This is a genomic window from uncultured Roseovarius sp. (assembly GCF_913054395.1).
In the GTDB taxonomy this organism is placed as follows: domain Bacteria; phylum Pseudomonadota; class Alphaproteobacteria; order Rhodobacterales; family Rhodobacteraceae; genus Roseovarius.
In genome coordinates, this window is the sequence record NZ_CAJXIP010000010.1 from 1 (window position 1) to 24,296 (window position 24,296).

Sequence of the window (24,296 nt, forward strand, 5' to 3'; positions counted from 1 at the left end):
GGTCTCACGGTGGAAGATGGCAGCCTGCGCGATGCGACAGGAAGACAGATCGCCTTCAACGTATTGTTGCGTCAGGGCGATACCGAAATGAAAACCGTGGTTGAAATCTATGCCCGTGCGCTGGAGCGGCTTGGGATCACGCTCACACCGGAACCTGTCGATAATGCGCAATACGTGGGCCGACAAAGCAGTTTTGACTTTGATCTCACAAAGGTGCGTCGCGAGCTTTCTCTTAGCCCCGGCAACGAGCAAAGGCTGTATTGGGGCTCAGCAGGGGCCCAGCAACCCGGTAGCCGAAATCTGATGGGCGTCACCGAGCCTGCAGTTGATGCAATGATTGACAAGATGCTTAGTGTCGAAGCTTCAGAGGATTTCGTCGCCGCAACCCGCGCGCTGGATCGTGTCTTAACTGCGGGACGTTATGTCATCCCGATCTGGTCCTTTGACAAAGGACGCATTGCTCACGCCCGCGAATTGCAATTCCCCGATACTCTACCCATTTATGGTGATCGCACCGGGTTTATGCCGGATGTTTGGTGGTATCAGGAAGATTAAACCGCCGCCCCCTTGTGCAGGAATAGAATTGGCTAATGGCAGGTCTAACTCCACCGGAGTTGGCCTCTTAACGCCTGTATCAGGACGACAGAACTCCCGCGTTTCTTTTTTTGCCATTTTTGCTATAGTGCCCAGAGTAAAGTGGTATTTGTTTCAAAAGGGGCATCAATGATGACAGTTCGTCCTTCCCCGCTGTGCTGGAAGGCCATGTACCCTCGGGCTAAGCAGCGGTTTCCACATTTACAGCGTGAAACAGTCCTCAGTCTAGAGCAGGACTGGGAAGCCTTTGTGAGATACCTTGCAACCAGTCACCAACTTACCCTGCAAGAAGCCCATGAGGAGGTTGAGGATTTTCTCTTTACCGAAAGCCTACATGCGGAGCTTGAAACAGACCCAGCCTAGGTGTCATGATGAATTTGAGCGCGGACCCAGGCGATCACTGAACAGCGTTTGGGTGCGGTTCACGCGCGAAAGTGCGCTGCGAGCTGAGTTCCGTCTTCAATAATGTAATCAGAGAAGCCCAAGCTGAAGAACATGCGCTCTAGTTCAGCGATGTCACCCAGAGAATCGTGGCGTCCTCTGCACTGATGGATATCACGTTATGACCCATGGTCGCGTCATAATAGGCGCTGTCGCCGCGGCGCATTTCTATCGGTTCGTAGAATTCCGTGTAAAGCCGGATCACCCCGGTCAACACATAGAGAAATTCCTCGCCGTCATGGCGCACCCACCCATCAAATTCATCAATGCTGCGCGCCCGGATCTGGGCGCGATAGGGCAGCATGCGCTTGTGGCTGAGAACCTCGGCAAGCAATTCATGCTCATAGGTCACGGTGGCCTTGGCCGCGCCTTCACCGGAACGCGTCACCGCCATGCGGCCGTTGATCTGATCGCGCTGCGGTTGGGTGAACAACTGCGGCACCGAAATTTCCAGCCCCAGGGCCAGCTTTTTGAGCGCCTCATAAGTCGGCGACATCTGCCCGTTCTCGATCTTCGAGAGAGTCGAGCGCGCCAGCCCGGCCTGTTTCGCCGCCTGTTCAAGCGTCCAGCCGCGGGCCTTGCGCAACTCGCGCACACGTCCGCCAAGGTCCAGTGGCTCGGCCACCGGGCTCTGGCCGTCTTCGCGGCTGATGCTGATCAGTGAATGAGATGCTTTATCGGTCATAACGCCTTCCTATACGCAGCCCGCCATACACTTGCAACTAAGCCGCCCCCGTCCTAAGGCGAACACATGATATCGCTTTTTGACCAGGGCCTCTGCGCCCCCCGCCCCGATCCGTTCAACCTTGCCGCCCATGTTCTGGGTCGGGCCGAGGCGAATGCAGACAAGACCGCGCTGGCGGTTCTGGGCCTGCACAGCGCGGAAACGTGGAGCTATGCGCGCCTGAAATCCGCCGTGCTGGGTACCGGCACAGGACTTTTGCAGGCCGGATTGCGCCCCGGAGACCGGGTATTGATGCGGCTTGGCAATACGGTGGAATTTCCGATTGCCTATCTCGGCGCGATTGCTGTCGGGCTTGTGCCGGTGCCAACCTCGACACAGCTTACAGCGCCCGAGGTTGCCTCGATGATCAGGACCATCACCCCCGCCGCGATTCTGCGCGCGCCGGGCGTGGCCTGCCCCGAAACCGACGTCGCGATCATCGAACAACCCGCGCTAGAAGCGATGCGCGATTTGCCCGCCGCCCGCTATGACATGGGCGATCCGGATCGCCTTGCCTATATCATATATACCTCGGGCACCTCCGGTGTGCCGCGCGCGGTCTGCCACGCGCATCGCGCGATCTGGGCGCGCCAGATGATGTTCGAGGGCTGGTACGGACTGCGCGACAGCGACCGGCTCTGCCATGCGGGCGCGTTCAACTGGACCTATACACTTGGCACCGGGCTGATGGATCCCTGGACCATCGGCGCCACCGCCCTTATCCCCGCGCCAGAGATCACGCCGGATCAGCTCCCGCTTTTGCTTGCCCGTCACAAGGCGACGATTTTTGCAGCCGCACCGGGCGTTTACCGCAAGATGCTAAAGCCCGGCCAGGTATTTGACCTGCCCGATCTGCGGCACGGATTATCAGCCGGGGAAAAACTTTCCGAGACGATCCGCCAGCATTGGCGCGAGGCCACAGGCACCGCGATCTACGAGGCCTATGGCATGTCGGAATGCTCGACATTCATCTCGGGAAGCCCCGCGCATCCGGCCACCGACCACAGCCTCGGGCGCCCGCAACAGGGCCGTCGCGTGGCGATCCTTGGGCCGGACGGGCCGGTGCCCCTGGGCGATGAGGGCACGATTGCCATTCACCGCGACGACCCCGGCCTGATGCTTGGCTATCTCAATGCCCCCGAGGCGACTGCGGAAAAATTCCGCGGCGACTGGTTTGTCACCGGCGATCAGGGGGCAATGGACGCCGATGCCCAGATCACCTATCTTGGGCGCTGCGATGACATGATGAATGCTGGCGGCTTTCGCGTCTCACCGCTTGAGGTCGAGGCGGCGCTGAACCAGCATCCCGGCATCACCCAATGCGCCGTCACCGATATCGAGGTAAAACAGGATGCACGCCTGATCATGGCCTTCTATACTGGCCCCGAACCGCTGCCGTCCGACGTGCTGGATCAGTTTGCCGCCGCGCAGCTGGCCGCCTATAAGCGCCCGCGTGGCTACTTCCACGTGCCCGCCCTGCCGACCGGGGCCAACGGCAAAATCCTGCGTCGCGCATTGCGGCCCATCTACGAGGCTCTGAATGGTCAAGCTTGATATCGTTTCCGATCCGATCTGCCCCTGGTGCTATATCGGGAAAACCCTTCTTGATCAGGCTCTTGAAGAGCGCCCTGACCATGGATTCGAGATCGCCTGGCATCCCTTTCAGTTAAACCCCGAGATGCCCGCCGGGGGCATGGACCGGCGCGAATACCTGGAACACAAATTCGGTGGTCAGGCTGGCGCGCTGCGCGCCTATGCCCCGATTGTCGAGCGCGCCGAAGCGGCCGGCCTTTCGATCGATTTCAGTGCAATCAAACGCACCCCCAACACGCTTGACGCACATCGTCTCATTCATTGGGCCGGGGTCGAGGACATGCAGAACGACATGGCGATGGCGCTGTTTCGGGCCTATTTCGAAGAGGGCCGCGATATCGGCGATCACGAGGTTCTGGCCGATCTTGCCGATAGCCTGTCGATGGATGGCGCGATGATCCTGCGGCTGTTACGTTCGGACGCGGACCGCGAGGATATCGCCAACCGCGACAAGCAGTTCCGCGAAATGGGCATCACCGGCGTGCCAACCTTTATCGTCGCCGGCCAACACGCCGTACCCGGCTGTCAGCCCGCCGATCTCTGGGTTAAGGTGATCGACGAACTTGGCGCCCAGGCCGGGGCCTGACCTGCGATGCAGCGTGCCAAAGCACTCACACTTCTGGCGATGCTTACGCTCATTATCGCGGGCGGCACGGCGTTTTTCCACGCGGTCGAAGGCTGGAGCTGGCTTGACAGCTATTTCTTTACCGTGGTGACGCTCTCGACGGTTGGCTATGGCAACCTTGTGCCGGTCACCGCCACCGGCAAGATCGGCACGACCATCTTCATCATGATCGGCCTCGGCATCTTTGCCGTGATCATTCAGCAATTCGGCTCTTACGCGGTGAAAAAACGCGAAGAGCACACCGAATGGCTTATTGCGCGTCTGGGGCACCAACCCAAGGCGCGGGGCGATGGCGCCCCGCCCGAGGCAGAGCCCCCCTCGGCCAATCGCGACACGCCCCCGACCTAACCTAGAACGCGGGCAGGCCTTTGCTGAGGTCATAGGATCTGACCGCCAGCATCGGCTGATCAGCGCCATTGTCGAAAACAAAGACATGCGCGTTGCCATCCGCCAGTGTCAGGCGACAGAAGCTGGTGTCGGGGTCAAACTCTTCGGGACACCCCGCAAGATCGACGTGGTCGATGCTGTGCTCGAACAGCTCATAGGTCATGCGTGCGCCATCGCCATGGGCCGGATCGGCCCGTGTGGCAACGGCCGCCACCACGATCAGCCCGGCAAGGCTGAAGGTGTGGAAATGGGCGAGTTTCATTATCCGATTCCTTCTGTCAGGTATTATTTTATTTTCGTACTATTTTTATCAACTATTTGTAAAGCCTGATCTGGCTCCTCTCGCATGACCATGCTAAGGCCGATGCAAAGCGCCGCAAAAGGACAGCTCATGCCCATTCCACCCGCCAGGAAAAAGCCACTCGCAGGGCTGGAATTCATTGCCATGATGGCGATGATGGTGGCGACGGTGGCGTTTTCCATCGACGCCATGCTGCCCGGCCTGCCCCATATCGCCGGGGCGCTTACACCGGATGCCCCCAATCGCGCGCAGCTGATCATCACCAGCTTTCTGTTGGGGCTTGGCGCGGGCACCCTGATTGCCGGGCCGCTGTCGGATTCCTTTGGTCGCAAGCGCATCATCATAATTGGCGCAGTGATCTATGTTGCGGGCGCGCTATTGGGAATGGTCGCGCCAAGCCTGTCCGCGCTTTTGGCCGCGCGGGTGCTTCAGGGCATCGGCGCCGCGGCCTTTCGCATCGTCTCGCTGGCGATCATCCGCGACCTGTTCTCGGGACGGGAAATGGCGCGGCTGATGTCCTTCGTGATGACGATCTTTGCCATGACCCCGGCGATGGCGCCGCTGCTTGGCGCTGGCATCATCAACCTTGCGGGCTGGCGCGGGGTGTTTGGGGCCTTTGTTGTCTTTGCCGGCATCCTGACCCTGTGGATGGCGCTGCGCCTGAGCGAGCCCCTGCCGCCAGAGCGGCGGCGCCCGTTTCGCGCCCGCCTGCTCTGGCTGGCGATGAAAGACGTGGTAGCCAACCCGGTGACCCGCTTTGCCATTCTGGTCCAGACCCTTTGCATGACCACCCTGTTCACCTCGCTCACCATGGTCCAGCCGATCTTTGAGCAGACCTTTGAGCGCGCCGAAAGCTTTCCGCGCTGGTTCTTCCTGATGGCCCTGATCGCGGGCAGCGGAAGCCTGTTGAATGCGCGGCTGATCATGCGGCTTGGGATGGAACGGATGGTCGGATTTGCCCTTGGCGCACAGATCGTCCTGTCGGCCTTCGCGATCATCTGTTGGATGATCGGCTTGCCGCCACAGGCCCAATTCGCCGTCTTCGTGATCTGGCAGACCAGTGTTTTCTTTCAGGCCGGTCTTACCCTTGGCAATCTCAATGCGCTGGCAATGGCGCCGATGGGCGCGATTGCGGGAACCGCCGCAAGTGTGATTGGCGCCGTGGCCACCATCGGCAGCGTCAGCCTCGCCATTCCCATCGGACAGATGTTTCACGGCACGCCCCTGCCCTCGCATATTGGCGTTCTGATCGCCGTACTTGCGGGCTATGGCCTCATGTTCCGGCTCAAACAGCACGCAGCTTTGGCCGTTTGACGTAATTTATTTTTGTATACTGTCGCATACCGTCTTTCCTGCGCCACGGATTTGCGCTAAGACCCGCCCAAGCAAACGATTCCGTGCCGCGTGTTCCTGGTCTGACCTTTGCGCCAGAGCCACGGCACAGTTCTTAAACCTGATCGAGAGGTATGCCCGATGGTCAATAAAACTATTCCCGACATCATTTACACCAAGGTTGATGAAGCCCCCGAGCTTGCAAGCGCCTCGCTTCTGCCCATCATCCAGCGGTTTGCCGCCGCCGCCGACATCACTGTCGGGACCAAGGACATCTCGCTTGCCGGCCGTATCCTGGCGACCTTCCCCGACAAGCTGAGCGCCGATCAGCGCGTTTCGGACGACCTTGCCGAGTTGGGCGACCTGGTCAAGACGCCCGAGGCGAACGTGATCAAGCTGCCGAACATTTCGGCCTCGGTTCCCCAGCTTCTCGCTGCCGTCAAGGAACTTCAGGATCAGGGCTATGCCATCCCCGACTATCCCGCAGAGCCCGCGACCGACGCAGAAAAAGAGGTGCGCGCGCGCTATGACGCGATCAAGGGCTCGGCCGTGAACCCGGTGCTGCGCGAGGGCAACTCCGACCGCCGCGCCGCCGCCGCCGTGAAAAGCTTTGCCCAGAAAAACCCGCACCGCATGGGCGAATGGACAGCCAACAGCAAGACCCGCGTGGCCGCGATGGATGGCGGCGACTTTTTTGCGAACGAGAAATCCGCAACGCTTGGCAAGGAAGCCAAGGCCAAGATCGTTCTGGAAACCGCCGATGGCGAGACCACTCTCAAGGACGGGCTGAGCTATCCCGCCGGCACCGTGGTCGATGCCACCTTTATGAGCGCGGCCGCGCTTGACGCCTTCCTTGCCGACGAGATCGAAAAAACCAAGGCCGAGGGCGTGCTGTTTTCGATGCACCTCAAGGCCACGATGATGAAGGTCTCGGACCCGATCATCTTTGGCCATGCGGTCAAACAGTTCCTTGCTCCGGTCTTTGAAAAATACGGCGACGAGATGGACGCGCTTGGCGTCTCGCCGAATTCGGGGCTTGGCGACCTGCTTGAGCGGGTCAAGGGCAACGCTGACATCATGGCGGCCATCGACGCGACCATGGCCGCACGCCCGCCGATGTATATGGTCGACAGCGACCGTGGCATCACCAACCTGCATGTCCCCTCGGACGTGATTGTCGATGCCTCGATGCCCGCGCTTATCCGTGCCGGCGGCAAGGGCTGGGGCCCGGACAACAAGGAACATGATGCGGTCTGCGTCATCCCCGACAACAGCTATGCGCCGGTCTACGACGAGGCTATCAAGTTCTTCAAGGCCAATGGCAAGCTGAACCCGGCAACCGCCGGCACGGTTCAGAACATCGGCCTGATGGCGCAAAAGGCCGAGGAATACGGCAGCCACCCGACCACTTTTGAAATCCCGGCGACGGGCACCGTGAAAATGGTGCTGGCTGACGGTACCGTGTTGCATCAGCACAGCGTCGAAGCGGGCGATATCTGGCGCTCTGCCTCGGCCCGCAAGGCCCCGATCGAGGATTGGGTGAACCTTGCGATTGCCCGTCAAAAAGCGACCGGCTATCGCTCGATCTTCTGGCTTGACGCGGCCCGCGCCCACGATGCCGAGCTGATTGCCATGATCAAGCCGATCCTCGAAGCCAAAGGCGTGTCCGACAAGTTCGAGATCATGACGCCGCGCGACGCCACCCGTGCCAGCCTTGAGACCATCACCAAGGGCGAAAACACGATTGCCATCACCGGTAACGTGCTGCGCGACTACCTGACCGACCTGTTCCCGATCCTGGAACTGGCGACCTCGGCCAAGATGCTCTCGATCGTCAAGCTGATGAACGGCGGCGGCCTGTTTGAAACCGGCGCCGGCGGATCGGCCCCCAAGCACGTGCAACAGCTTCTGGGCGAAAACCACCTGCGGTGGGATTCACTGGGCGAATTCTGCGCGCTTGGCGAAAGCTTCAAGTTCCTGGCCGAGACCAAGGACAACGCGCGCGCGCGGCTTTTGGGTGAGACCGTCGAGACCGCCACACAGGGCATTCTTGACAATGACCGCTCGCCAAGCCGCAAGGTCGGCGAGCCGGACAACCGCGACAGCCACTACTGGTTCGCGCGCTACTGGGCCGAAGCGCTCGCCGCGCAATCCGAGGACGCGGCCCTTGCCGACGAATTCGCCCCCGTCGCCAAGGCCCTGGCCGAGAACGAAGCCAAGATCACCAGTGAGCTTGCCGAGGCCCAGGGCAAAGCGGCGGATATCGGCGGCTATTACCATGCCGATCCGGCCAAGCTTGTCGCCGTCATGCGCCCGAGTGCGACCCTGAACGGAATCATCGGCTAGGCCGACAGAAGCGTGGGGGTCACCCACCCCCTAATTCGCAAACAGCGGGGGCCGTTTCGGCCCCCGTTTTTCATTGACCGCGATTGTGGGTCCTTGCGTACATATCGGCGATCATCCGGCTGGCGGTCTTTTCGAACAGGATCGGGATCACCGCATGGATCAGCGCCGCGAAACCGGCGGCAAAGAGTTTCAGGCTGAATCCGCCGGCAAAGCGGGCGTGTTCAAGATAGGTTTCATCCACACTGCCGGGATGGTCGAGAAAGACTTTGGAAATCATGGCGCTGGCCCCTTGGTTGATTGCTTGAACCGAAATTAGCCCCGGCGCATGGCAAATTTTTCCCAAAGATGCAGCGATCTGAGGTATACTTGGGAAATTATCCCAACTTATAGAGAAATCATGAGCACTCTTGACGATATTGACCGCCGCATCCTCACGGAATTACAGCGGGACGCCGCCCTGGCGCTTGACGCATTGGGTGAGCGGGTCGGCCTGTCGCGCAATGCCTGCTGGCGCCGGGTCAAGGCCCTTGAGGCCTCGGGCGTGATCGCCAAGCGCGTGGCCCTGCTTGATCCGGCAAAGCTTGGGCTTGGCCTGACCGTGTTCCTGCAAATTCGTGCTGCGCGCCATGACGCCGGGTGGCTGGCACAATTCGCGCGCGCCACCCGCGCCCTGCCCGAGGTTCAGGGGGTTTACCGCATGTCCGGCGATCTTGATTACCTGATCCGCGCGCAGGTCGCCGACATGGCAGATTACGACCGCCTCTATCAGACCCTGATCGCGCGGGTGCCGATGGGCGATGTTTCGGCCAGTTTTGTGATGGAAGAGATCAAGCATACGACCGAACTCCCCCTCACCCGCGCCTAGACGTTTGCCAAATTGCGCCGCCGCGTAAAATTGGCTAGGGCTGGACCGGTTCAAGACGAAAGGTCGCGCATAATGATCCCCCATGTCTATCTCGTTCTCGCCTTCGCCATCCTGGCCGAGACCGCCGGCACCACGGCGCTTCAGGCCAGCCAACAGTTCACGCGCCTCTGGCCCTCGGTGCTTGCCCTGCTGGCCTATGGCGTCAGCTTTTACTTTCTGGCACAGGCACTCAGGGTGATGCCGGTCGGCGTGGTCTATGCGATCTGGTCCGGGCTTGGCATCGTATTCATCGCCGCCATCGGCTATCTGGTGTTCGGCCAGAAGCTCGACCTGCCCGCGATCCTTGGCACAGCGATGATTCTTGCCGGTATCGTCGTGATCCAGCTGTTTTCCCGCGCCGGGGCGCATTAAACCGGAAAACCCGGCAAAAAAGGTGGAAAACCGCACCGCTTGCCGCTATCCAGCCCGCGACCTCAAGGCGCCCTGCGTGCAAGGGGACGTCACAAGCTGCAACCAACAAGGCGGGGATTTGCCGCGATGACACGAGTGATGAAGCTGGCCTTTGGCAGCGTGATCATCGGCCTGCTGGTCATGGGCCTCAAGGTAATTGCCTGGTGGCTGACCGGATCGCTGGCACTAATGTCGGATGCCCTTGAGAGCCTTGTCAACGTCGCGGCGGCCGTGGCCGTGATCGTCGCCCTGCGCGTCGCCGAGCGCCCCGCCGACAGCAATCACCCCTATGGTCACCACAAGGCCGAATTCTTTTCCGCCGTGCTTGAGGGCGTGCTGATCGTGATCGCCGCGCTGTTCATCCTGCGCGAGGCCTACGGCGGCTTTCTAGCGCCTTCTGTGCCCGATGCGCCGCTGGCCGGGATGCTGATAAACGCGGGCGCCAGCCTGATCAACGGGGCCTGGGCCTTCGTGCTGATCCGCGCGGGACGCGCGCATCGCTCACCAGCACTTGTGGCCGATGGCAAGCACCTCGTCACCGATGTGGTATCCTCGGTCGGCGTGCTGATCGGGGTCGGGCTTGCGTTTGCCACCGGTTGGTGGGTGCTTGACCCGGTGATGGCCGCACTGGTCGCACTCAATATCCTGTGGTCGGGCTGGGGCGTCATCAGGCAATCGCTGAGCGGCTTGATGGATGAGGCGGTCTCGGACGAGGAACTGAGCAGGATTCGCGAGATCATCGCCCTCGCCGCCAGCACCGGCGACGCCGTAGAAGCGCATGACCTGCGCACCCGCCACGCCGGTCAGGTCACCTTCATCGACTTTCACCTTGTCATGCCCGGCGCCACCACCGTGGACGATGCGCACAAGCTTTGCGACCGGATCGAGGCCGCCCTGATGGAGGCCCTGCCCGATGCGCGCGTCACCATCCATGTCGAACCCGAGCACAAGGCCAAGCATAACGGCATTGTCGTTCTGTCATAGCGTGGGTTTTGCCCCTTCCCTTCGACAACCAAGCCGGGCTAACAGGGGCTTTTCCTGAAACGAAAGACACCTTTGCATGGAAAACCTGCGCGGCAGCATTCTGATGGTTCTGGCGATGGCCGGTTTCGCGCTTGAGGACATGTTCATCAAGCGCTTGGCGGTGAACCTTCCGGTGGGGCAGATTCTGATTTTCCTCGGCATCGGCGGGGCGGTCATCTTTGCCCTGATTGCCCGGTCTCGGGGCAGTCGGCTTTTTTCACGCGATCTTGTCTCTCGCCCTGTCCTGCTGCGCAATTTCGGCGAGCTGATCGGCACCATCGGCTTTGTCACCGCGATTGCGCTTACGCCGCTGTCCTCGGCCTCGGCAATCCTTCAGGCGACGCCGCTGGCCGTCACCCTTGGCGCAGCGCTTTTCCTTGGCGAAAGCGTCGGCTGGCGCCGTTGGAGCGCGATTCTCGTCGGTTTCTGCGGGGTTCTGATGGTGATCCGCCCCGGCCTGCAAGGCTTTGAACCGGCATCGCTTTTCGCGGTGCAGGGGGTGATTGGCCTTGCCATCCGTGACCTCGCCACCCGCGCCGTACCGCGCAGCATTTCGTCGATGCAACTGTCGACCTATGCCTTTGCCACACTGGTCCCTGCGGGATTTATCCTCTTGGCGATCTCGGGCACCCCCGCCGTGCCAACGGCGATGGATTGGCGCGATTTCGGCTTTGCGATGATCACCGGAGTGGCCGCCTATTACGCAATTGTCGCGGCAATGCGGCTTGGCGATGTGGCGGTGATCACGCCGTTTCGCTACTCACGCCTCGTCTTTGCGCTGATCATCGGCACCACATTGTTTGGCGAGCGCCCCGATGTCTGGACCCTGACCGGTGCGGCGATCATCATCGCCTCTGGTCTCTACACCTTTCTGCGCGAACGCCGTCAGGCCCGCCGTTCTGTCGCGCCAAGCGCCGTCACCCTGCCGCGCGCGTGATCACCGGGGCCGCGCCGGGGCCCATGTTAGCACTACCTGTCGCAGTTTCCATTGGTCGCGAAACTTGCTAAGGCACAGCCAACTTTAATGCATGCAAGGAATCCCCAATGAGCAGCATCATCGACATTCACGCCCGCGAAATTCTTGATAGCCGGGGCAACCCCACGGTCGAAGTGGATGTAACGCTGGAAGACGGCACAATGGGGCGTGCCGCGGTGCCGTCAGGTGCCTCGACCGGTGCCCATGAGGCCGTCGAGCGGCGCGATGGCGACAAGGGCCGCTACATGGGCAAGGGCGTGCTCGAGGCCTGCGCCGCCGTCAATGGTGAGATCGCCGAAGAGCTGGCCGGCTTTGACGCCACCGAGCAGGTCGCACTGGACATGGCGATGATCGAACTTGACGGCACCCCCAACAAGGGCCGCCTCGGCGCCAATGCCATTCTCGGCGTCAGCCTTGCCTGCGCCAAGGCCGCGGCGGATTTCTCGGGCCAGCCGCTTTATCGCTACGTCGGCGGCACCTCGGCGCGGATTTTGCCAGTGCCGATGATGAACATCATCAATGGCGGCGAGCATGCCGACAACCCGATTGATATTCAGGAATTCATGATCATGCCGGTCGCCGCGGACAACATCCGCGACGCCGTGCGCATGGGTGCAGAAGTGTTCCATACCCTCAAGAAAGAGCTGTCGGCGGCGGGCCTTTCGACCGGTATCGGCGATGAGGGCGGCTTTGCCCCCAACCTTAGCTCCAGCCGCGACGCGCTTGATTTCATTCTGAAGTCCATCGAAAAAGCGGGCTACAAACCGGGCGAGGACATCTATCTTGCCCTCGATTGCGCGGCCACCGAATATTACAAAGGCGGCAAATACGAACTCTCCGGCGAGGGTAAATCGCTGAGCTCGGATGAAAACGTGGCCTACCTCTCGGCTCTCGTGGCCGACTATCCGATCATCTCGATCGAGGACGGCATGGCCGAGGATGACTGGGACGGCTGGAAATCCCTGACCGACGCCATCGGCGACAAGGTTCAGCTTGTGGGCGACGATCTTTTCGTCACCAACCCGGAGCGTCTTGCAATGGGGATCGACCGGGGCTGTGCCAACTCAATGCTGGTCAAGGTCAACCAAATCGGCAGCCTCACCGAAACGCTGCAAGCGGTCGACATGGCGCATCGCGCGCGCATGACCAACGTGATGTCGCACCGCTCGGGCGAAACCGAGGATGCCACCATCGCCGATCTCGCCGTGGCAACCAATTGCGGCCAGATCAAAACCGGCAGCCTTGCGCGCTCGGACCGGTTGGCGAAATACAACCAGCTGATCCGCATCGAGGAAATGCTGGCCGAAACCGCACAATATGCCGGTCGCTCCATCCTGCGCGGCTAAGGCCCTGTGACGGAGCAGACCTGAAAGGGCGCCCCCGCAATCGGGGCGCCCTTTTCTCATTTACGGGCAAGGCGCGCGATAATAGGTGCCATCGCCACGCGCATAGGCGCAATTGCCGGTCGCGGTGTTCTGCGCCACCAGGGTGCCGGCGGCGGCACCGGCCAATGCGGCTATCAAGCGCCAGTCGTCGTCGGCGCCAAATGCCTCGGCGGTGATAAGCCCCGCCGCGGCGCCCCCTGCCACCCCGGCGACAGTTCTCGACTCCGGCGACATCCCCTCGCAGGCGCCAAGGGTCAAAACCGACGCACTCGCGGCCAATATCATCCAAATCTTCATGCATCTCTCCTTTCCATTCCGACGGCGGGCGCATGGCGCGCGCCATCCAGCCAATCGCTGACCTTTCCAGAGTATATCGCCCTGATCCGGCGGCCTTTTGCGAAAGATCATGCGCCGCAGGAAATTACCCGGCGTCACCGGGCCCGAAATCTTCGGTCAGTTTGACACCGATCAATGCCGGCATGCGCCGTGCCCCTAGGCTCAAGCCTTGCAGGCCGCCTTTTTGCCCTGCCGGAAAACAGGAGATCCACAATGAACAGACTGGCCATGCTGTTGCTTGCGCTCATGACAACGGGGTTTCTCTCGGCCTGTGCCGATGACAAACACTATCCTCTCTCTGGCGAGGAATGCGCCCCCGGTGACCCGGTTCAGGATCTGGAGCCCGTAGCGGCCGATTGCGTGCCGGGCGTCTAGGGCCGAAAGCGCGCTAGGTCAGGTTGCGTATATAATCGACCAACTGGCGCGTCGAAGCGTCCTTGTCGGCACCGTCGCGTTCGCCGGTCAGTATCGGTTCAATCCTTGCAGCCAGCACCTTGCCAAGCTCGACCCCCCACTGATCGAAGGAATTTATGCCAAGGATCACCCCTTCGACAAACACCCGGTGCTCGTAAAGCGCAATGATCTGCCCCAAGCGACGCGGGGTGAGCTGATCATAGATAAGCGTTGTTGACGGGCGGTTGCCTGGAAAAACCCGGTGCGCGGCCTGGCGTTCGAGTTCGGCCGCGCTCAGGCCCGTGTCGGCCAGAAGCGCGCGCGCCTGTTCCAGGCTTCGCCCGCGCATGAGCGCCACCGACTGCGCCAGGCAATTGGCCAGCAAAAGCCGGTGATGATGCGCAAGGTCCGGTTCGTGGCCCTTGGCCGCGACCATGAATTCGCAGGGGATGACGGCGGTGCCCTGATGGATCAGCTGATAAAAGGCGTGCTGGCCATTGGTGCCGGGTTCGCCCCAGACCACCGGCCCCGAGGGCCCGTCAAGTGCCGCGCCCTGCATGGTGACGCCCTTGCCGTTGCTCTCCATTTCAAGCTGTTGCAGATAGGCCGGAAGCCGCGCCAGACGCTGATCATAAGGCAGGACCGCGCGGGTGCCGTGGCCGCGCACCTGATGATGCCAGACGCCGACAAGCGCCAGCATCACCGGCATGTTGTCAAGCGGCGCGGCAGATTGAAAATGCCGGTCCATCGCCTCGGCGCCAGCAAGAAACTCGGTGAACCGCTCTGCCCCGATGGCGATCATCAGCGCAAGGCCGATCGGTCCCCAGACCGAATAGCGCCCACCGACATAATCGCCAAAGCCAAAGACACGTTCGGGGGCTATCCCGAATTCGGCCGTTTTATCCAGCGCCGAGGACACCGCGACGAACTGCCTGGCCGGATCCGTGACTGCCCGCCCCATCCAGGCCCGCGCGGTTGCGGCATTGGTCATGGTTTCAATCGTGGTAAAGGTTTTCGAGGCCACGATCACAAGCGTCCGCTGTGGATCAAGCCCTTGCAGGCAATCGGAAATATCGGCCCCGTCCACATTCGCTACAAAATGGCAGCGCGGCCCGTCATGATAGGGCCGCAGCGCCATGACCGCCATTTCCGGGCCAAGATGCGATCCGCCGATGCCGATATTGACGATATCGGTGATCGTGCCGCCTTCGCCCCTGAACCGCCCGGCTCGGATGTCTTCGGCAAACGCCTGCATCCGGGCTCGTGTCGTGTTGATCCCGGGCATCACATCCTCGCCCGCGACCAGAACCGGCCCGCCGCTCAGGTTGCGCAGGGCGGTGTGCAGCACGGGCCGGTCTTCGGTTTCATTGATTGGATCGCCGCGAAACATCATTGCCCGCCGCCCGGGCACATCGCGCGCCTCGATCAGGTCAACCAGCGCCGCGCGCGTCTCTTCGGTCAGGCGGGTCTTGGAATAGTCAAACAACATCCCGTCAAAGCGCAGCGAGAACCGCGCGGCGCGATCGGTGTCTTCAAACAGGTCGACAATATCCGGCTGCTCGGCCCTGTCGGCCAAAGTCTTAAAGTCCTGCCACATCAAAATACCTCTTACCCGGCCCTCTTACGGGGCCCAATGCACTGTTGCGCCTGACAGAACCGCCGCAATCGGTGCCTCGACAGGTCGCATGTAACGGGCGCGCTCAATGGCGGCGCGCTTTTGTTCGCCAGTGATGACGATATGTTTGCACAGCGCCTCGTCTAGCACGCGCGCCGAGAGTGTCACCCGCACCTCGGGCACGTTCGGTGCGCGCATCGGCACGAGGATCGGCGCGCGCGGTGCCAGTGCGTCCTCGAACCTGTCGGCGCCGGGGAAAAGCGAGGCCGTGTGCATATCCGCCCCCATTCCCAAAAGGCAGACTGCAATCGGCAGGTGCGGAACGATATTCGCCTCAAGCTCGGGCAAGACAGTCTCGGGCGTTTCGGCCTTGGCATAAAGCGGCAGGTAACGCGCCCTCGCGGCGCGCCCCGTCAAGAGGCGCTCGCGGATCAGCCGGGTATTCGATCGGATATGTGCCTCGGGCAGCCAGCGTTCGTCACTGAGAAGCACATCGACCCTGTCCCAATCAAGATCGGCATCGCACAGATCATCAAACACCGGTCCCGGAGTCGTCCCGCCCGGCACCACGAAAAGCACACGGTCCTGATGGTCAAGTGCCGCCGTCAATTCCCCGGCCAGCACATTGGCCAGAGCAATCGCCAGCATTTCCGAATCCGCATATTCAACAAAACTCATGGCTTGATCTCCCTCCAGCGACGTCCGTCGCGATGCATCAGCATAAGCGCCTCGTCGGGGCCGGAACTTCCCGACACATAGGGCATCGGCGCCGCTGCGCTTTCGGCCCAGTCGGCGATGATCGGATCGGTCCAGGCCCAGGCCGCCTCGACTTCGTCACCGCGCATGAACAGGGTTTGGTTGCCACGGATCACATCCATGATAAGGCGCTCGTAAGCGTCTGGAAAATCCGAATCTTCCGGTCCCAAAGCCTCGGCAAAGGTCATGTCGAGCGGCACATCTATAAGGCGCATGCCCCCCGGCCCCGGCTCTTTGATGGTCACCCCAAGCTCGATCCCCTCATTGGGTTGCAGGCGGATCGTCAGGATATTGCGGTGCCGTCCCGCATCTGCGCCAAAGATCGAATGCGGCGCGTCCTTGAACACCACCGCAATTTCGCTGGCACGGTCACGCAGGCGTTTGCCGGTGCGCAGGTAAAACGGCGTACCGGCCCACCGCCAATTGCTGATCAGCGCCTTGAGGGCGACAAAGCTTTCGGTCGTGCTTTCGGGGTCCTCGACCTGGGTTCGGTAATCGGGCCTGTCGCCCTGCGCCTCGTATTGGCCGCGCACCACATCGGCGCCCCTGACCGGATCAAGCGCGCGAATGACCTTGAGCTTTTCGTCACGCACCGCATCGGGATCGAACTTTGCCGGGGGTTCCATCGCGATCAGGCACAACAGCTGCATCATGTGGTTTTGCACCATGTCGCGCATGGCGCCGGATTTGTCATAATAATCGCCGCGCCCGCCGACGCCGACGGATTCCGCCACAGTGATCTGGATGTGATCGACATATTGGCTGTTCCAGAGGGGCTCGAACAGGACATTGCCAAACCGGATTGCCATCAGGTTCTGAACGGTTTCCTTGCCCAGATAATGGTCGATCCGGTAAATCTGGCTTTCGTCGAAATGCAGCGCCAGCACCCGGTTCAGATCGCGCGCGGTTTCCAGATCGCGGCCGAACGGCTTTTCCACCACGATGCGGCTTGTCTCATCCGCCATGCCATGCAGGTGCAACCGCATCGCCAGATCGCCAAACAGCGAGGGCGCCACCGAGAAATAGAACGCCCGGATCCGATCCGAACGCATCAGCCCCGCCAGTTCGCCCCAGCCCCCATCGCCGCGCGCGTCCAGCGTGACATAGTGCACCATACCGAGAAATGCCGATAAGTCCTCTTCAAGCCCGGTTTCTTCGCCGCCATGTTTCAAAATGGCCGTCTTGACGAACCCCTTGAACGCGGTGCTGTCCATATCGCCACGTGCCGCCCCGATCAGCCGCACATCGCCCTCGATCTGACCGGCGACAAAGCGGCGGAACAGTGCGGGCCAGATCTTGCGGCGGGCAAGGTCGCCCGTGCCGCCGAAAATCACCAGATCAAAGGGTTCTACCGGGATCACCCGCGACGCCATGACGACCACTCCTGCTTTGCCGCCTCCGATAGGTTCGGATGACGCACCTTCCTTGGCAACTGTAACACGTCGTGAGGTCTTCACAATGGCGTCAAGCGACGTCAGACGCCTTCACTTGCCTGTTAGCAGAAGATAGGCGACAAAAAGAAAACAGAAAGCGGATTGCAGAATGAAAGATGTTGTTGCGGGCCCGGCCAATCTGGGCAAGTTTCAGGACCCCGATGTCACTGCCGATGGCCAGACCCGTGCCAGCGTGGCGCTCAGCCATCCGGAAACATTGTGGTTCAACACCGGAACGCTGTGCAATATCGAATGCTCCAACTGCTATATCCTCAGTTCTCCCACCAATGATGCGCTGGTCTATATCACCGAATCGGAAGTCCGTGATTACCTGAAACAGATTTCCGAACGCGGCTGGCCGATCACCGAAATCGGCTTTACCGGCGGCGAGCCCTTCATGAACCCCGAGATGATCGCCATGGCGCGTGCTGCGCTTGAGGCCGGTCACGAGGTGCTGATCCTGACCAACGCCATGCGCCCGATGATGCGCAAGAGCATGCGCGCGGGCCTGCTTGATCTGGCCCAAAACTGGCGCGACAAACTCACCCTGCGGATTTCGCTCGATCACTGGTCACAGGAACTGCACGATGAAGAGCGTGGCAAGAACGCCTTCAGGCACAGCATCGAGGGCATGCAATGGCTGCGTGACAATGGCCTGCGCATGACCGTTGCCGGGCGCACCCTCTGGGGCGAGAGCGAGGCCCAATCGCGCGAGGGCTATCGCCGCCTTTACGCCGAACATGGCTTTGACATCGACGCCGACAACCCTGCCGCCACGGTGCTTTTCCCGGAAATGGATGAAACCGCCGAAGTGCCCGAGATCACCACCGCCTGTTGGGGCATCCTCGACAAGGATCCCAGGGATACGATGTGCGCCTCGTCGCGCATGGTGGTGAAACGCAAGGGCGCCGAGAAACCGGCGGTTCTGGCCTGTACCCTGCTTCCCTATGCGCCCGAGTTCGAGCTGGGCGAGACATTGGCCGAGGCCGAGCGCGACGTCGCGCTCAACCATCCCCATTGCGCCAAATTCTGCGTTCTGGGCGGGGCAAGCTGTTCGGGGTGATCCGCGCCGCCGCCGCTTGGTCGCGCTTGTCAGCGCGCACACCCTGCCCCATATATCCGGTATGATCCGTTTCACACCCATCCTGCTGGCGGTGCTTTACGCCTTTATCATGTATCGCTTTTCGGTCTGGCGCACCACGCGAGAGCTGGATGCGCAATCGACCGAACTTGCCGATCCCTTGTTGAAAAACATGACCGACCGGATGGCGCGCGCGCTCGATATTCCGCGGGTGAGGGTTCATATCTATGAGATTGACCCGGTCAACGGTCTTGCCGCCCCCGATGGGCGCATCTTCATCACCCGTGGGTTTTATCGCAAGTTTCAGACCGGCGAGGTCACTGCCGATGAAATGGCCAGCGTGATCGCTCACGAGCTGGGCCATGTGGCGCTTGGTCATTCACGGCGCCGGATGATCGACTTTTCCGGCCAAAACGCCCTGCGCACCGCTCTTGCCATGGTTCTGTCGCGCGTCTTGCCGGGCATCGGCGCCTGGATCGCCAGCGGGCTGACCCGGCTTTTGGCGGCGCGCCTGTCACGCGGCGATGAATACGAGGCCGACGCCTATGCCGCCGCCCTTTTGACCAAGGCCGGGATCGGAACGGCGCCGCAAAAGTCGCTGTTCACCAAGCTTGACGCCCTGACCCAGGGGGCAGGTGGCGTGATGCCGGCCTGGCTTTTGAGCCATCCCAAGACAAGCGAGCGGATAGCGGCGATCGAAAAGCTGGAAACCCGCTGGCAGAATGCCGCTAAATAGGGCGCATCCCGGCGGTTTTGACCCATTCGAAATTTTTTGATCAAATTATCTTGGCAAAATCCGGGCCGAGCGGCTAGGTTATGAGAAATCATGTTCAGGATGTTTCCCAAATGGACCTCTCACAGTTCCAGACCTTCCGCGTGGCCGCTTGTGATCTCAACGGCCGGATGCGCGGCAAGCGCCTGCCCGCCAGCCATGCCAGCAAACTAAAGGACGGCAGCGTGCGCATGCCGCTGTCGTCGCTCAACGTCGACATCTTCGGCGCCGATATCGAGAATTCGCCGCTGGTGTTTGAATCGGGCGATATCGACGGCCGCCTGATGCCCACCAATCGCGGCGCCGTGCCCCTGCCCTGGCTCGACGTGCCCCAGGGACTTGTGCCGATGGTGCTGCACAATGACGACGGCACCCCCTTTGCGGGCGATCCGCGTCATGCGCTTGAACGGGTGCTTGCCCGCTTCGCGGCGCGCGGCTGGACGGTCGATGCCGCAACCGAACTTGAATTCACCCTTGTCGACGATAGCGGGCGCGGTCTCAAGACCGTGCGCGATCCGCGCAGCGGGCGGCGGATGTCGGCCCCCGGCATCCTGTCGCTTGGCCAGATGGACGCCTTTGACGAATTCCTGAGTGCGCTTTATTCCGCCGGCGCCGAGATGGAAATCCCCGTCGAAACCGCCGTCAGCGAAGCCGGGATAGGCCAGTTCGAATTGACGCTGCATCACCAGACAGCGCTGCGCGCCGCTGATGATACATGGCTTTTCAAGACCATGATCAAGGGTCTGGCGCGCAAACATGGCTTTGTTGCCACCTTCATGGCCAAGCCCTTCGAGGATGATACCGGCAACGGCATGCACATGCATTTTTCGGTTCTCGACGGTGAAGGGCGCAATGTCTTCAACGATGGCACCGAGGCAGGCACCGATATCATGCGGGCGGCGGTGGCGGGCTGTCTTGCGGCGATGCCGCCCTCAAGCCTGATCTTCGCGCCCAATGCCAATAGCTATACTCGCCTTGTGCCCGGCGCCCATGCGCCCACCGGGGCCGGCTGGGGCTATGAGAACCGCACCGTCGCGGTCCGCATTCCCGGCGGCCCGCCAAGCGCGCGGCGTATCGAGCACCGCGTGGCGGGCGGCGACATCAACCCCTACCTGAGCTTTGCCGCCATCCTTGGCGCCGCGATCACCGGCATCGAAGAGGGCATGACACCGCCCGCGCCGATCACGGGCAATGCCTATGAGGTCGACCTGCCGCAACTTGCCCCCGACTGGGACAGCGCGATTGACATTTTCGAGACCGACCCGATGATCGCCAAAATCTTCGAGCCCGAACTTATTCGCAACCTCGTAATGACCAAGCGGCAGGAGCTTGCGCGCATGGCCGAAATTCCGTCGCAACACCACTGGAAGACCTATCTCGAAACGGTATAGGCTGACCTCGTGCCAGGCTTTGTTCGGACCTCCCGGACGGCCCCGACGGCTATGTTTAAATTTGATCAAATCACGAGAGACCCCATGAAGATCGGAATTCTGAAAACTGGCCACGCCCCTGACATCGTGCTCGACGAGCTGGGGGATTACGAGGTGATGTTTGCCGATCTTCTGGCCGGGCATGGCTTTGAGTTTGATGCCTATGATGTGGTCGATGGCGATTTTCCCACCGGCCCCGAAGCCGCCGACGGCTGGCTGATCACCGGCTCGAAACATGGCGCCTATGAGAACCTGCCCTGGATCGCGCCGCTGGAACAGCTGATCCGCGATATATATGCCGATGGCCGCCCGCTTGTGGGGGTCTGTTTTGGTCATCAGGTCATTGCGCAGGCGCTTGGTGGCACGGTTGAGAAGTTCGACGGCGGCTGGTCGGTCGGTGTCACCGAGTACGAGATCGAAGGCATGCGCCTGCCGCTGAATGCCTGGCATCAGGATCAGGTGACCGCCCTGCCCGAGGGCGCAAGCGTGGTCGGATCAAGCGCGTTTTGCGAAAACGCCGCGCTGGTCTATGGTGACCGGATCTATACGATCCAGCCCCACCCCGAATTCACCACCACCATGGTGGATCGCCTAATCCACCACCGCGGCCCCGGCGTTGTGCCCGAGGCCCTGTTGCAAGACGCGGCCAAGCGGCTGGATCAGCCGACGGCAAATGCTGAAATTGCCAAGCGCATGGCGAAATTTTTAAAACGAGGAGCCTGAAATGGCCGATCTCTCCGAACTGACCAATTCCCTGCCCGCCGCCGCGCAGGCCTATCTGGAAGGCCGCCGACTTGACGAGGTCGAGTGCATCATTTCCGACCTGCCGGGGATTGCACGCGGCAAGGCGGTGCCGGCCTCGAAATTCGCACGGCAGGATTACTTTCACCTGCCCGACTCGATCTTTTTCCAGACCATCACCGGCGACTGGGGCGAGGCAGCGGGCGACGACGGCTTTATCGAGCGCGACATGATCCTCAGGCCGGACATGAGCACCGCGACCGCCGCCCCATGGACCGCCGACTGGACGCTTCAGGTGATTCATGACGCCTATAACCGCGACAACACCCCGATCCCGTTTTCCCCGCGCAACGTGCTGCGCCGGGTTGTGCAGATGTACAAGGATCGTGGCATGAAACCCGTCGTCGCCCCCGAGATGGAATTCTTTCTCGTGGCGCGCAACATCGACCCGGCGCAGGAAATCAAGCCGATGATGGGCCGCTCTGGCCGCCCCGCCGCCGCGCGCCAGGCCTATTCGATGACCGCCGTCGACGAGTTCGGCCCGGTGATCGACGACATCTATGATTTCGCCGAGGCGCAGGGCTTTGAAATCGACGGCATCACCCAGGAAGGCGGCGCCGGACAGCTTGAAATCAACCTGCGGCATGGCGACCCGATCAAGCTTGCCGATGAGGTGTTCTATTTCAAACGCCTGATCCGCGAGGCCGCGCTACGCCACGATTGTTTTGCCACCTTCATGGCCAAACCGATCGAGGACGAACCCGGCAGCGCCATGCATATCCACCATTCGATCCTCGACATCGAGACCGGGCGCAACATCTTTGCCGGGCCGCAGGGCGGTGAAACGGATGCGTTTTTTCACTTTATCGGCGGGTTGCAGCGCCACCTGCCCTCGGCCATCGCGGTGATGGCGCCCTATGTCAATTCCTATCGCCGCTACGTCAAGGATCACGCCGCGCCGATCAACCTTGCCTGGGGGCGCGACAACCGCACCACCGGCATTCGCGTGCCGCTTTCCGGCCCCGAGGCCCGACGGGTCGAAAACCGCATGGCGGGCATGGATTGCAATCCCTACCTCGGTATCGCGGCAAGCCTGGCCTGCGGCCTTTTGGGCATCATCAACGAAGAACGCCCCGACAAGCAGTTCAGGGGCGATGCCTATGCCGGCGAATCCGATATTCCCAACGTCATGGGGACGGCGCTTGACATGTTCGAAGAGGCAAAGGACCTGCACGCCATCCTCGGGCCGGAATTTGCACGGGTCTATGGCATCGTGAAGCGCACCGAATACGAAGAATTCCTTCAGGTCATCAGCCCTTGGGAACGGGAGCATCTGTTGCTGAACGTCTGACGCCACTCGCGAGAGTATTTGAGCCAAGAAGAAGCCCATGAACCTGCTTTATGCCAACGACCGCCGCGGTGCCTATCCGCAAAGCTGGTACGCGGCGACGGCGACGCCCCTGCCTGCGTTTGCCCCGCTGAAGGGCCGTGGGCGCGCCGATGTCTGTGTGATCGGCGGCGGGTATACCGGGCTTTCGGCCGCTCTCCATCTGGCCGAGGCGCGGATGGATGTGGTCCTTTTGGAAGCGCAGCGCGTCGGCTTTGGCGCCTCGGGGCGCAATGGCGGACAGTTGGGCAGCGGTCAGCGAATGGAGCAGACCGGGCTTGAGCGGCTGGTCGGGCACGAGGACGCCGCAAAACTATGGACCCTGGCCGAAGAGGCCAAGGATCTGGTCAAATCGCTGGTGGCGAAGCACAAGATCGACTGTCATCTCAAGCCCGGCGTGGCGCATGCCTGCTTTTCACCCCGAGAGGTGGCGCATGAACAGGCCTATGCGGCGCATCTTGCCGAAAGATACGGCTATGATCAGATCGAGGCGCTCGATCATGAGGCGATGCAGGCAATCTGTCCCTCGCCCGCCTACAAGGGCGGTGTTCTGGACATGGGCGCGGCGCACCTGCACCCCTTATCTTATGCGATTGGCCTTGCCCGTGCGGCAGCGACGGCGGGCGTGCGCATTCACGAGGGATCGGCGGTACATCACATTACGCGGGGCGCGCGCGCCAAGGTTGCCACGGACGCGGGCCATATAGAGGCCGATCACGTGGTCCTCGCCTGTAATGGCTATCTTGGCGGCCTGGATCGCAAGGTGGCGGCGCGGGTCATGCCGATCAACAATTTCATCGCCGCCACCCGACCGCTTGGCGACGATGCCGCGCGCGTTCTGGCCCGCGATATCGCCGTGGCCGACACCAAGTTCGTCGTGAATTATTTCCGCCTGAGCCATGACAAGCGCCTGCTGTTTGGTGGCGGTGAAAGCTATGGCTACAAGTTTCCGCGTGATATTGCCGCGACCGTGCGCAAGCCGATGCTGGAAATCTTTCCACATCTGCGCGATGTCGAGATCGATTACGCCTGGGGCGGAACGCTGGCAATTACCATGAAGCGGATGCCCTATCTTGCGCGGCTGGCGCCCAACATGCTCTCGGCTTCGGGCTATTCCGGGCATGGGGTGGGGAGCGCAACCCATGCCGGCAAGCTTATGGCGGATGCAATCCTCGGTCAGGCGGCGGGGTTTGACACCATGGCCCGCATCCCGACCCCGAGCTTTCCCGGCGGCACCGCCCTGCGCTCGCCGCTCCTGGCGTTGGCGATGACATGGTATTCCTTGCGGGATCGTCTGGGCGTTTAACCCC

At 61.5% G+C, this 24,296-nt stretch carries 24 protein-coding genes and 1 pseudogene; 18 read left to right on the top strand and 7 right to left on the bottom strand.

Annotation, left to right across the window (positions count from 1 at the left end; all coding sequences use genetic code 11):
• A pseudogene (locus QZ522_RS02435) lies at positions 1-555 on the top strand (ABC transporter substrate-binding protein); the annotation flags it as partial.
• Between the two features lie 541 nt (positions 556-1,096).
• Here QZ522_RS02435 and QZ522_RS02440 read toward each other — a convergent pair.
• A complete protein-coding gene (locus tag QZ522_RS02440) occupies positions 1,097-1,720 on the bottom strand; it encodes an XRE family transcriptional regulator (protein ID WP_294607066.1) in 624 nt (207 codons plus the stop codon).
• Positions 1,721-1,786: 66 nt separating this feature from the next.
• Here QZ522_RS02440 and QZ522_RS02445 point away from each other — a divergent pair, with 66 nt between their 5' ends.
• Genes QZ522_RS02445 through QZ522_RS02455 form a run of 3 tightly spaced genes read left to right on the top strand, consistent with a single transcriptional unit; the run spans position 1,787 to position 4,325 of the window.
• The gene (locus QZ522_RS02445) at positions 1,787-3,313 is read left to right on the top strand and encodes a class I adenylate-forming enzyme family protein (protein WP_294607069.1); all 1,527 of its coding nucleotides are present in this window, start codon (positions 1,787-1,789) and stop codon (positions 3,311-3,313) included.
• Entirely contained in the window at positions 3,300-3,938 is a 639-nt protein-coding gene (locus QZ522_RS02450) for a DsbA family oxidoreductase (protein WP_294607072.1), read from the top strand. Before QZ522_RS02445 ends, QZ522_RS02450 begins: the two co-directional genes overlap by 14 nt.
• A gap of 6 nt (positions 3,939-3,944) precedes the next feature.
• Positions 3,945-4,325, top strand: a complete 381-nt coding sequence (locus QZ522_RS02455) for a potassium channel family protein (protein WP_294607074.1) — start codon at positions 3,945-3,947, stop codon at positions 4,323-4,325.
• A gap of 1 nt (position 4,326) precedes the next feature.
• Here QZ522_RS02455 and QZ522_RS02460 read toward each other — a convergent pair whose 3' ends face one another.
• Entirely contained in the window at positions 4,327-4,626 is a 300-nt protein-coding gene (locus QZ522_RS02460) for a hypothetical protein (protein WP_294607076.1), read from the bottom strand.
• A gap of 129 nt (positions 4,627-4,755) precedes the next feature.
• On the opposite strand from QZ522_RS02460, the gene QZ522_RS02465 reads away from it, so the two are divergent.
• Entirely contained in the window at positions 4,756-5,979 is a 1,224-nt protein-coding gene (locus tag QZ522_RS02465; protein WP_294607078.1) for a multidrug effflux MFS transporter, read from the top strand.
• A gap of 159 nt (positions 5,980-6,138) precedes the next feature.
• Complete coding sequence (locus QZ522_RS02470; protein ID WP_294607080.1) at positions 6,139-8,343, top strand: NADP-dependent isocitrate dehydrogenase; 2,205 nt, start codon at positions 6,139-6,141, stop codon at positions 8,341-8,343.
• A gap of 70 nt (positions 8,344-8,413) precedes the next feature.
• Here the strand turns inward: QZ522_RS02470 and QZ522_RS02475 are convergent, their stop codons facing one another.
• Positions 8,414-8,620, bottom strand: a complete 207-nt coding sequence (locus QZ522_RS02475; RefSeq protein WP_294607082.1) for a DUF6356 family protein — start codon at positions 8,618-8,620, stop codon at positions 8,414-8,416.
• A gap of 120 nt (positions 8,621-8,740) precedes the next feature.
• On the opposite strand from QZ522_RS02475, the gene QZ522_RS02480 reads away from it, so the two are divergent.
• From QZ522_RS02480 to eno, 5 genes are all read left to right on the top strand, one after another.
• Complete coding sequence (locus QZ522_RS02480) at positions 8,741-9,208, top strand: Lrp/AsnC family transcriptional regulator (protein WP_294607084.1); 468 nt, start codon at positions 8,741-8,743, stop codon at positions 9,206-9,208.
• A gap of 72 nt (positions 9,209-9,280) precedes the next feature.
• Positions 9,281-9,619 (top strand): SMR family transporter, encoded by a 339-nt coding sequence (locus QZ522_RS02485; protein ID WP_294607086.1) that lies wholly within the window; start codon positions 9,281-9,283, stop codon positions 9,617-9,619.
• A 126-nt stretch (positions 9,620-9,745) separates the two neighbouring features.
• Positions 9,746-10,642, top strand: coding sequence for a cation diffusion facilitator family transporter (locus QZ522_RS02490; protein WP_294607088.1), 897 nt, complete (start codon positions 9,746-9,748; stop codon positions 10,640-10,642).
• Between the two features lie 76 nt (positions 10,643-10,718).
• Positions 10,719-11,618, top strand: a complete 900-nt coding sequence (locus tag QZ522_RS02495; protein WP_294607090.1) for a DMT family transporter — start codon at positions 10,719-10,721, stop codon at positions 11,616-11,618.
• A 107-nt stretch (positions 11,619-11,725) separates the two neighbouring features.
• A complete protein-coding gene (eno, locus tag QZ522_RS02500) occupies positions 11,726-13,003 on the top strand; it encodes a phosphopyruvate hydratase (protein ID WP_294607091.1) in 1,278 nt (425 codons plus the stop codon).
• Between the two features lie 60 nt (positions 13,004-13,063).
• Here eno and QZ522_RS02505 read toward each other — a convergent pair whose 3' ends face one another.
• Positions 13,064-13,339: a glycine zipper 2TM domain-containing protein gene (locus tag QZ522_RS02505; protein WP_294607093.1), complete on the bottom strand. Its 276-nt coding sequence runs from the start codon at positions 13,337-13,339 to the stop codon at positions 13,064-13,066.
• Between the two features lie 252 nt (positions 13,340-13,591).
• On the opposite strand from QZ522_RS02505, the gene QZ522_RS02510 reads away from it, so the two are divergent.
• Positions 13,592-13,753 (top strand): hypothetical protein, encoded by a 162-nt coding sequence (locus QZ522_RS02510; RefSeq protein ID WP_294607095.1) that lies wholly within the window; start codon positions 13,592-13,594, stop codon positions 13,751-13,753.
• A gap of 13 nt (positions 13,754-13,766) precedes the next feature.
• Here QZ522_RS02510 and pgi read toward each other — a convergent pair whose 3' ends face one another.
• The 3 genes from pgi to zwf are packed head-to-tail and all read right to left on the bottom strand — an operon-like array spanning position 13,767 to position 17,515.
• On the bottom strand, positions 13,767-15,368 hold the full coding sequence (pgi, locus tag QZ522_RS02515) for a glucose-6-phosphate isomerase (protein ID WP_294607097.1): 1,602 nt from the start codon (positions 15,366-15,368) through the stop codon (positions 13,767-13,769).
• 24 nt (positions 15,369-15,392) lie between these two features.
• Complete coding sequence (gene pgl / locus QZ522_RS02520; RefSeq protein WP_294607099.1) at positions 15,393-16,064, bottom strand: 6-phosphogluconolactonase; 672 nt, start codon at positions 16,062-16,064, stop codon at positions 15,393-15,395.
• The gene (zwf, locus tag QZ522_RS02525; protein WP_294607101.1) at positions 16,061-17,515 is read right to left on the bottom strand and encodes a glucose-6-phosphate dehydrogenase; all 1,455 of its coding nucleotides are present in this window, start codon (positions 17,513-17,515) and stop codon (positions 16,061-16,063) included. The genes pgl and zwf overlap by 4 nt, the downstream gene beginning before the upstream one ends.
• A gap of 169 nt (positions 17,516-17,684) precedes the next feature.
• On the opposite strand from zwf, the gene QZ522_RS02530 reads away from it, so the two are divergent.
• From QZ522_RS02530 to QZ522_RS02555, 6 genes are all read left to right on the top strand, one after another.
• Positions 17,685-18,638, top strand: a complete 954-nt coding sequence (locus QZ522_RS02530; protein WP_294607103.1) for a radical SAM protein — start codon at positions 17,685-17,687, stop codon at positions 18,636-18,638.
• Between the two features lie 61 nt (positions 18,639-18,699).
• Entirely contained in the window at positions 18,700-19,392 is a 693-nt protein-coding gene (locus QZ522_RS02535) for a M48 family metalloprotease (RefSeq protein WP_294607105.1), read from the top strand.
• 110 nt (positions 19,393-19,502) lie between these two features.
• Positions 19,503-20,819 carry a glutamine synthetase family protein gene (locus QZ522_RS02540; protein WP_294607107.1) on the top strand — a complete coding sequence of 439 codons (1,317 nt, stop codon included), beginning with the start codon at positions 19,503-19,505 and terminating at the stop codon, positions 20,817-20,819.
• 84 nt (positions 20,820-20,903) lie between these two features.
• Positions 20,904-21,581 (top strand): type 1 glutamine amidotransferase, encoded by a 678-nt coding sequence (locus tag QZ522_RS02545; protein ID WP_294607109.1) that lies wholly within the window; start codon positions 20,904-20,906, stop codon positions 21,579-21,581.
• A 1-nt stretch (position 21,582) separates the two neighbouring features.
• Positions 21,583-22,950: a glutamine synthetase family protein gene (locus tag QZ522_RS02550; protein WP_294607111.1), complete on the top strand. Its 1,368-nt coding sequence runs from the start codon at positions 21,583-21,585 to the stop codon at positions 22,948-22,950.
• Positions 22,951-22,987: 37 nt separating this feature from the next.
• Positions 22,988-24,292, top strand: a complete 1,305-nt coding sequence (locus QZ522_RS02555; protein WP_294607113.1) for an FAD-binding oxidoreductase — start codon at positions 22,988-22,990, stop codon at positions 24,290-24,292.
• Positions 24,293-24,296 lie beyond the last annotated feature (4 nt).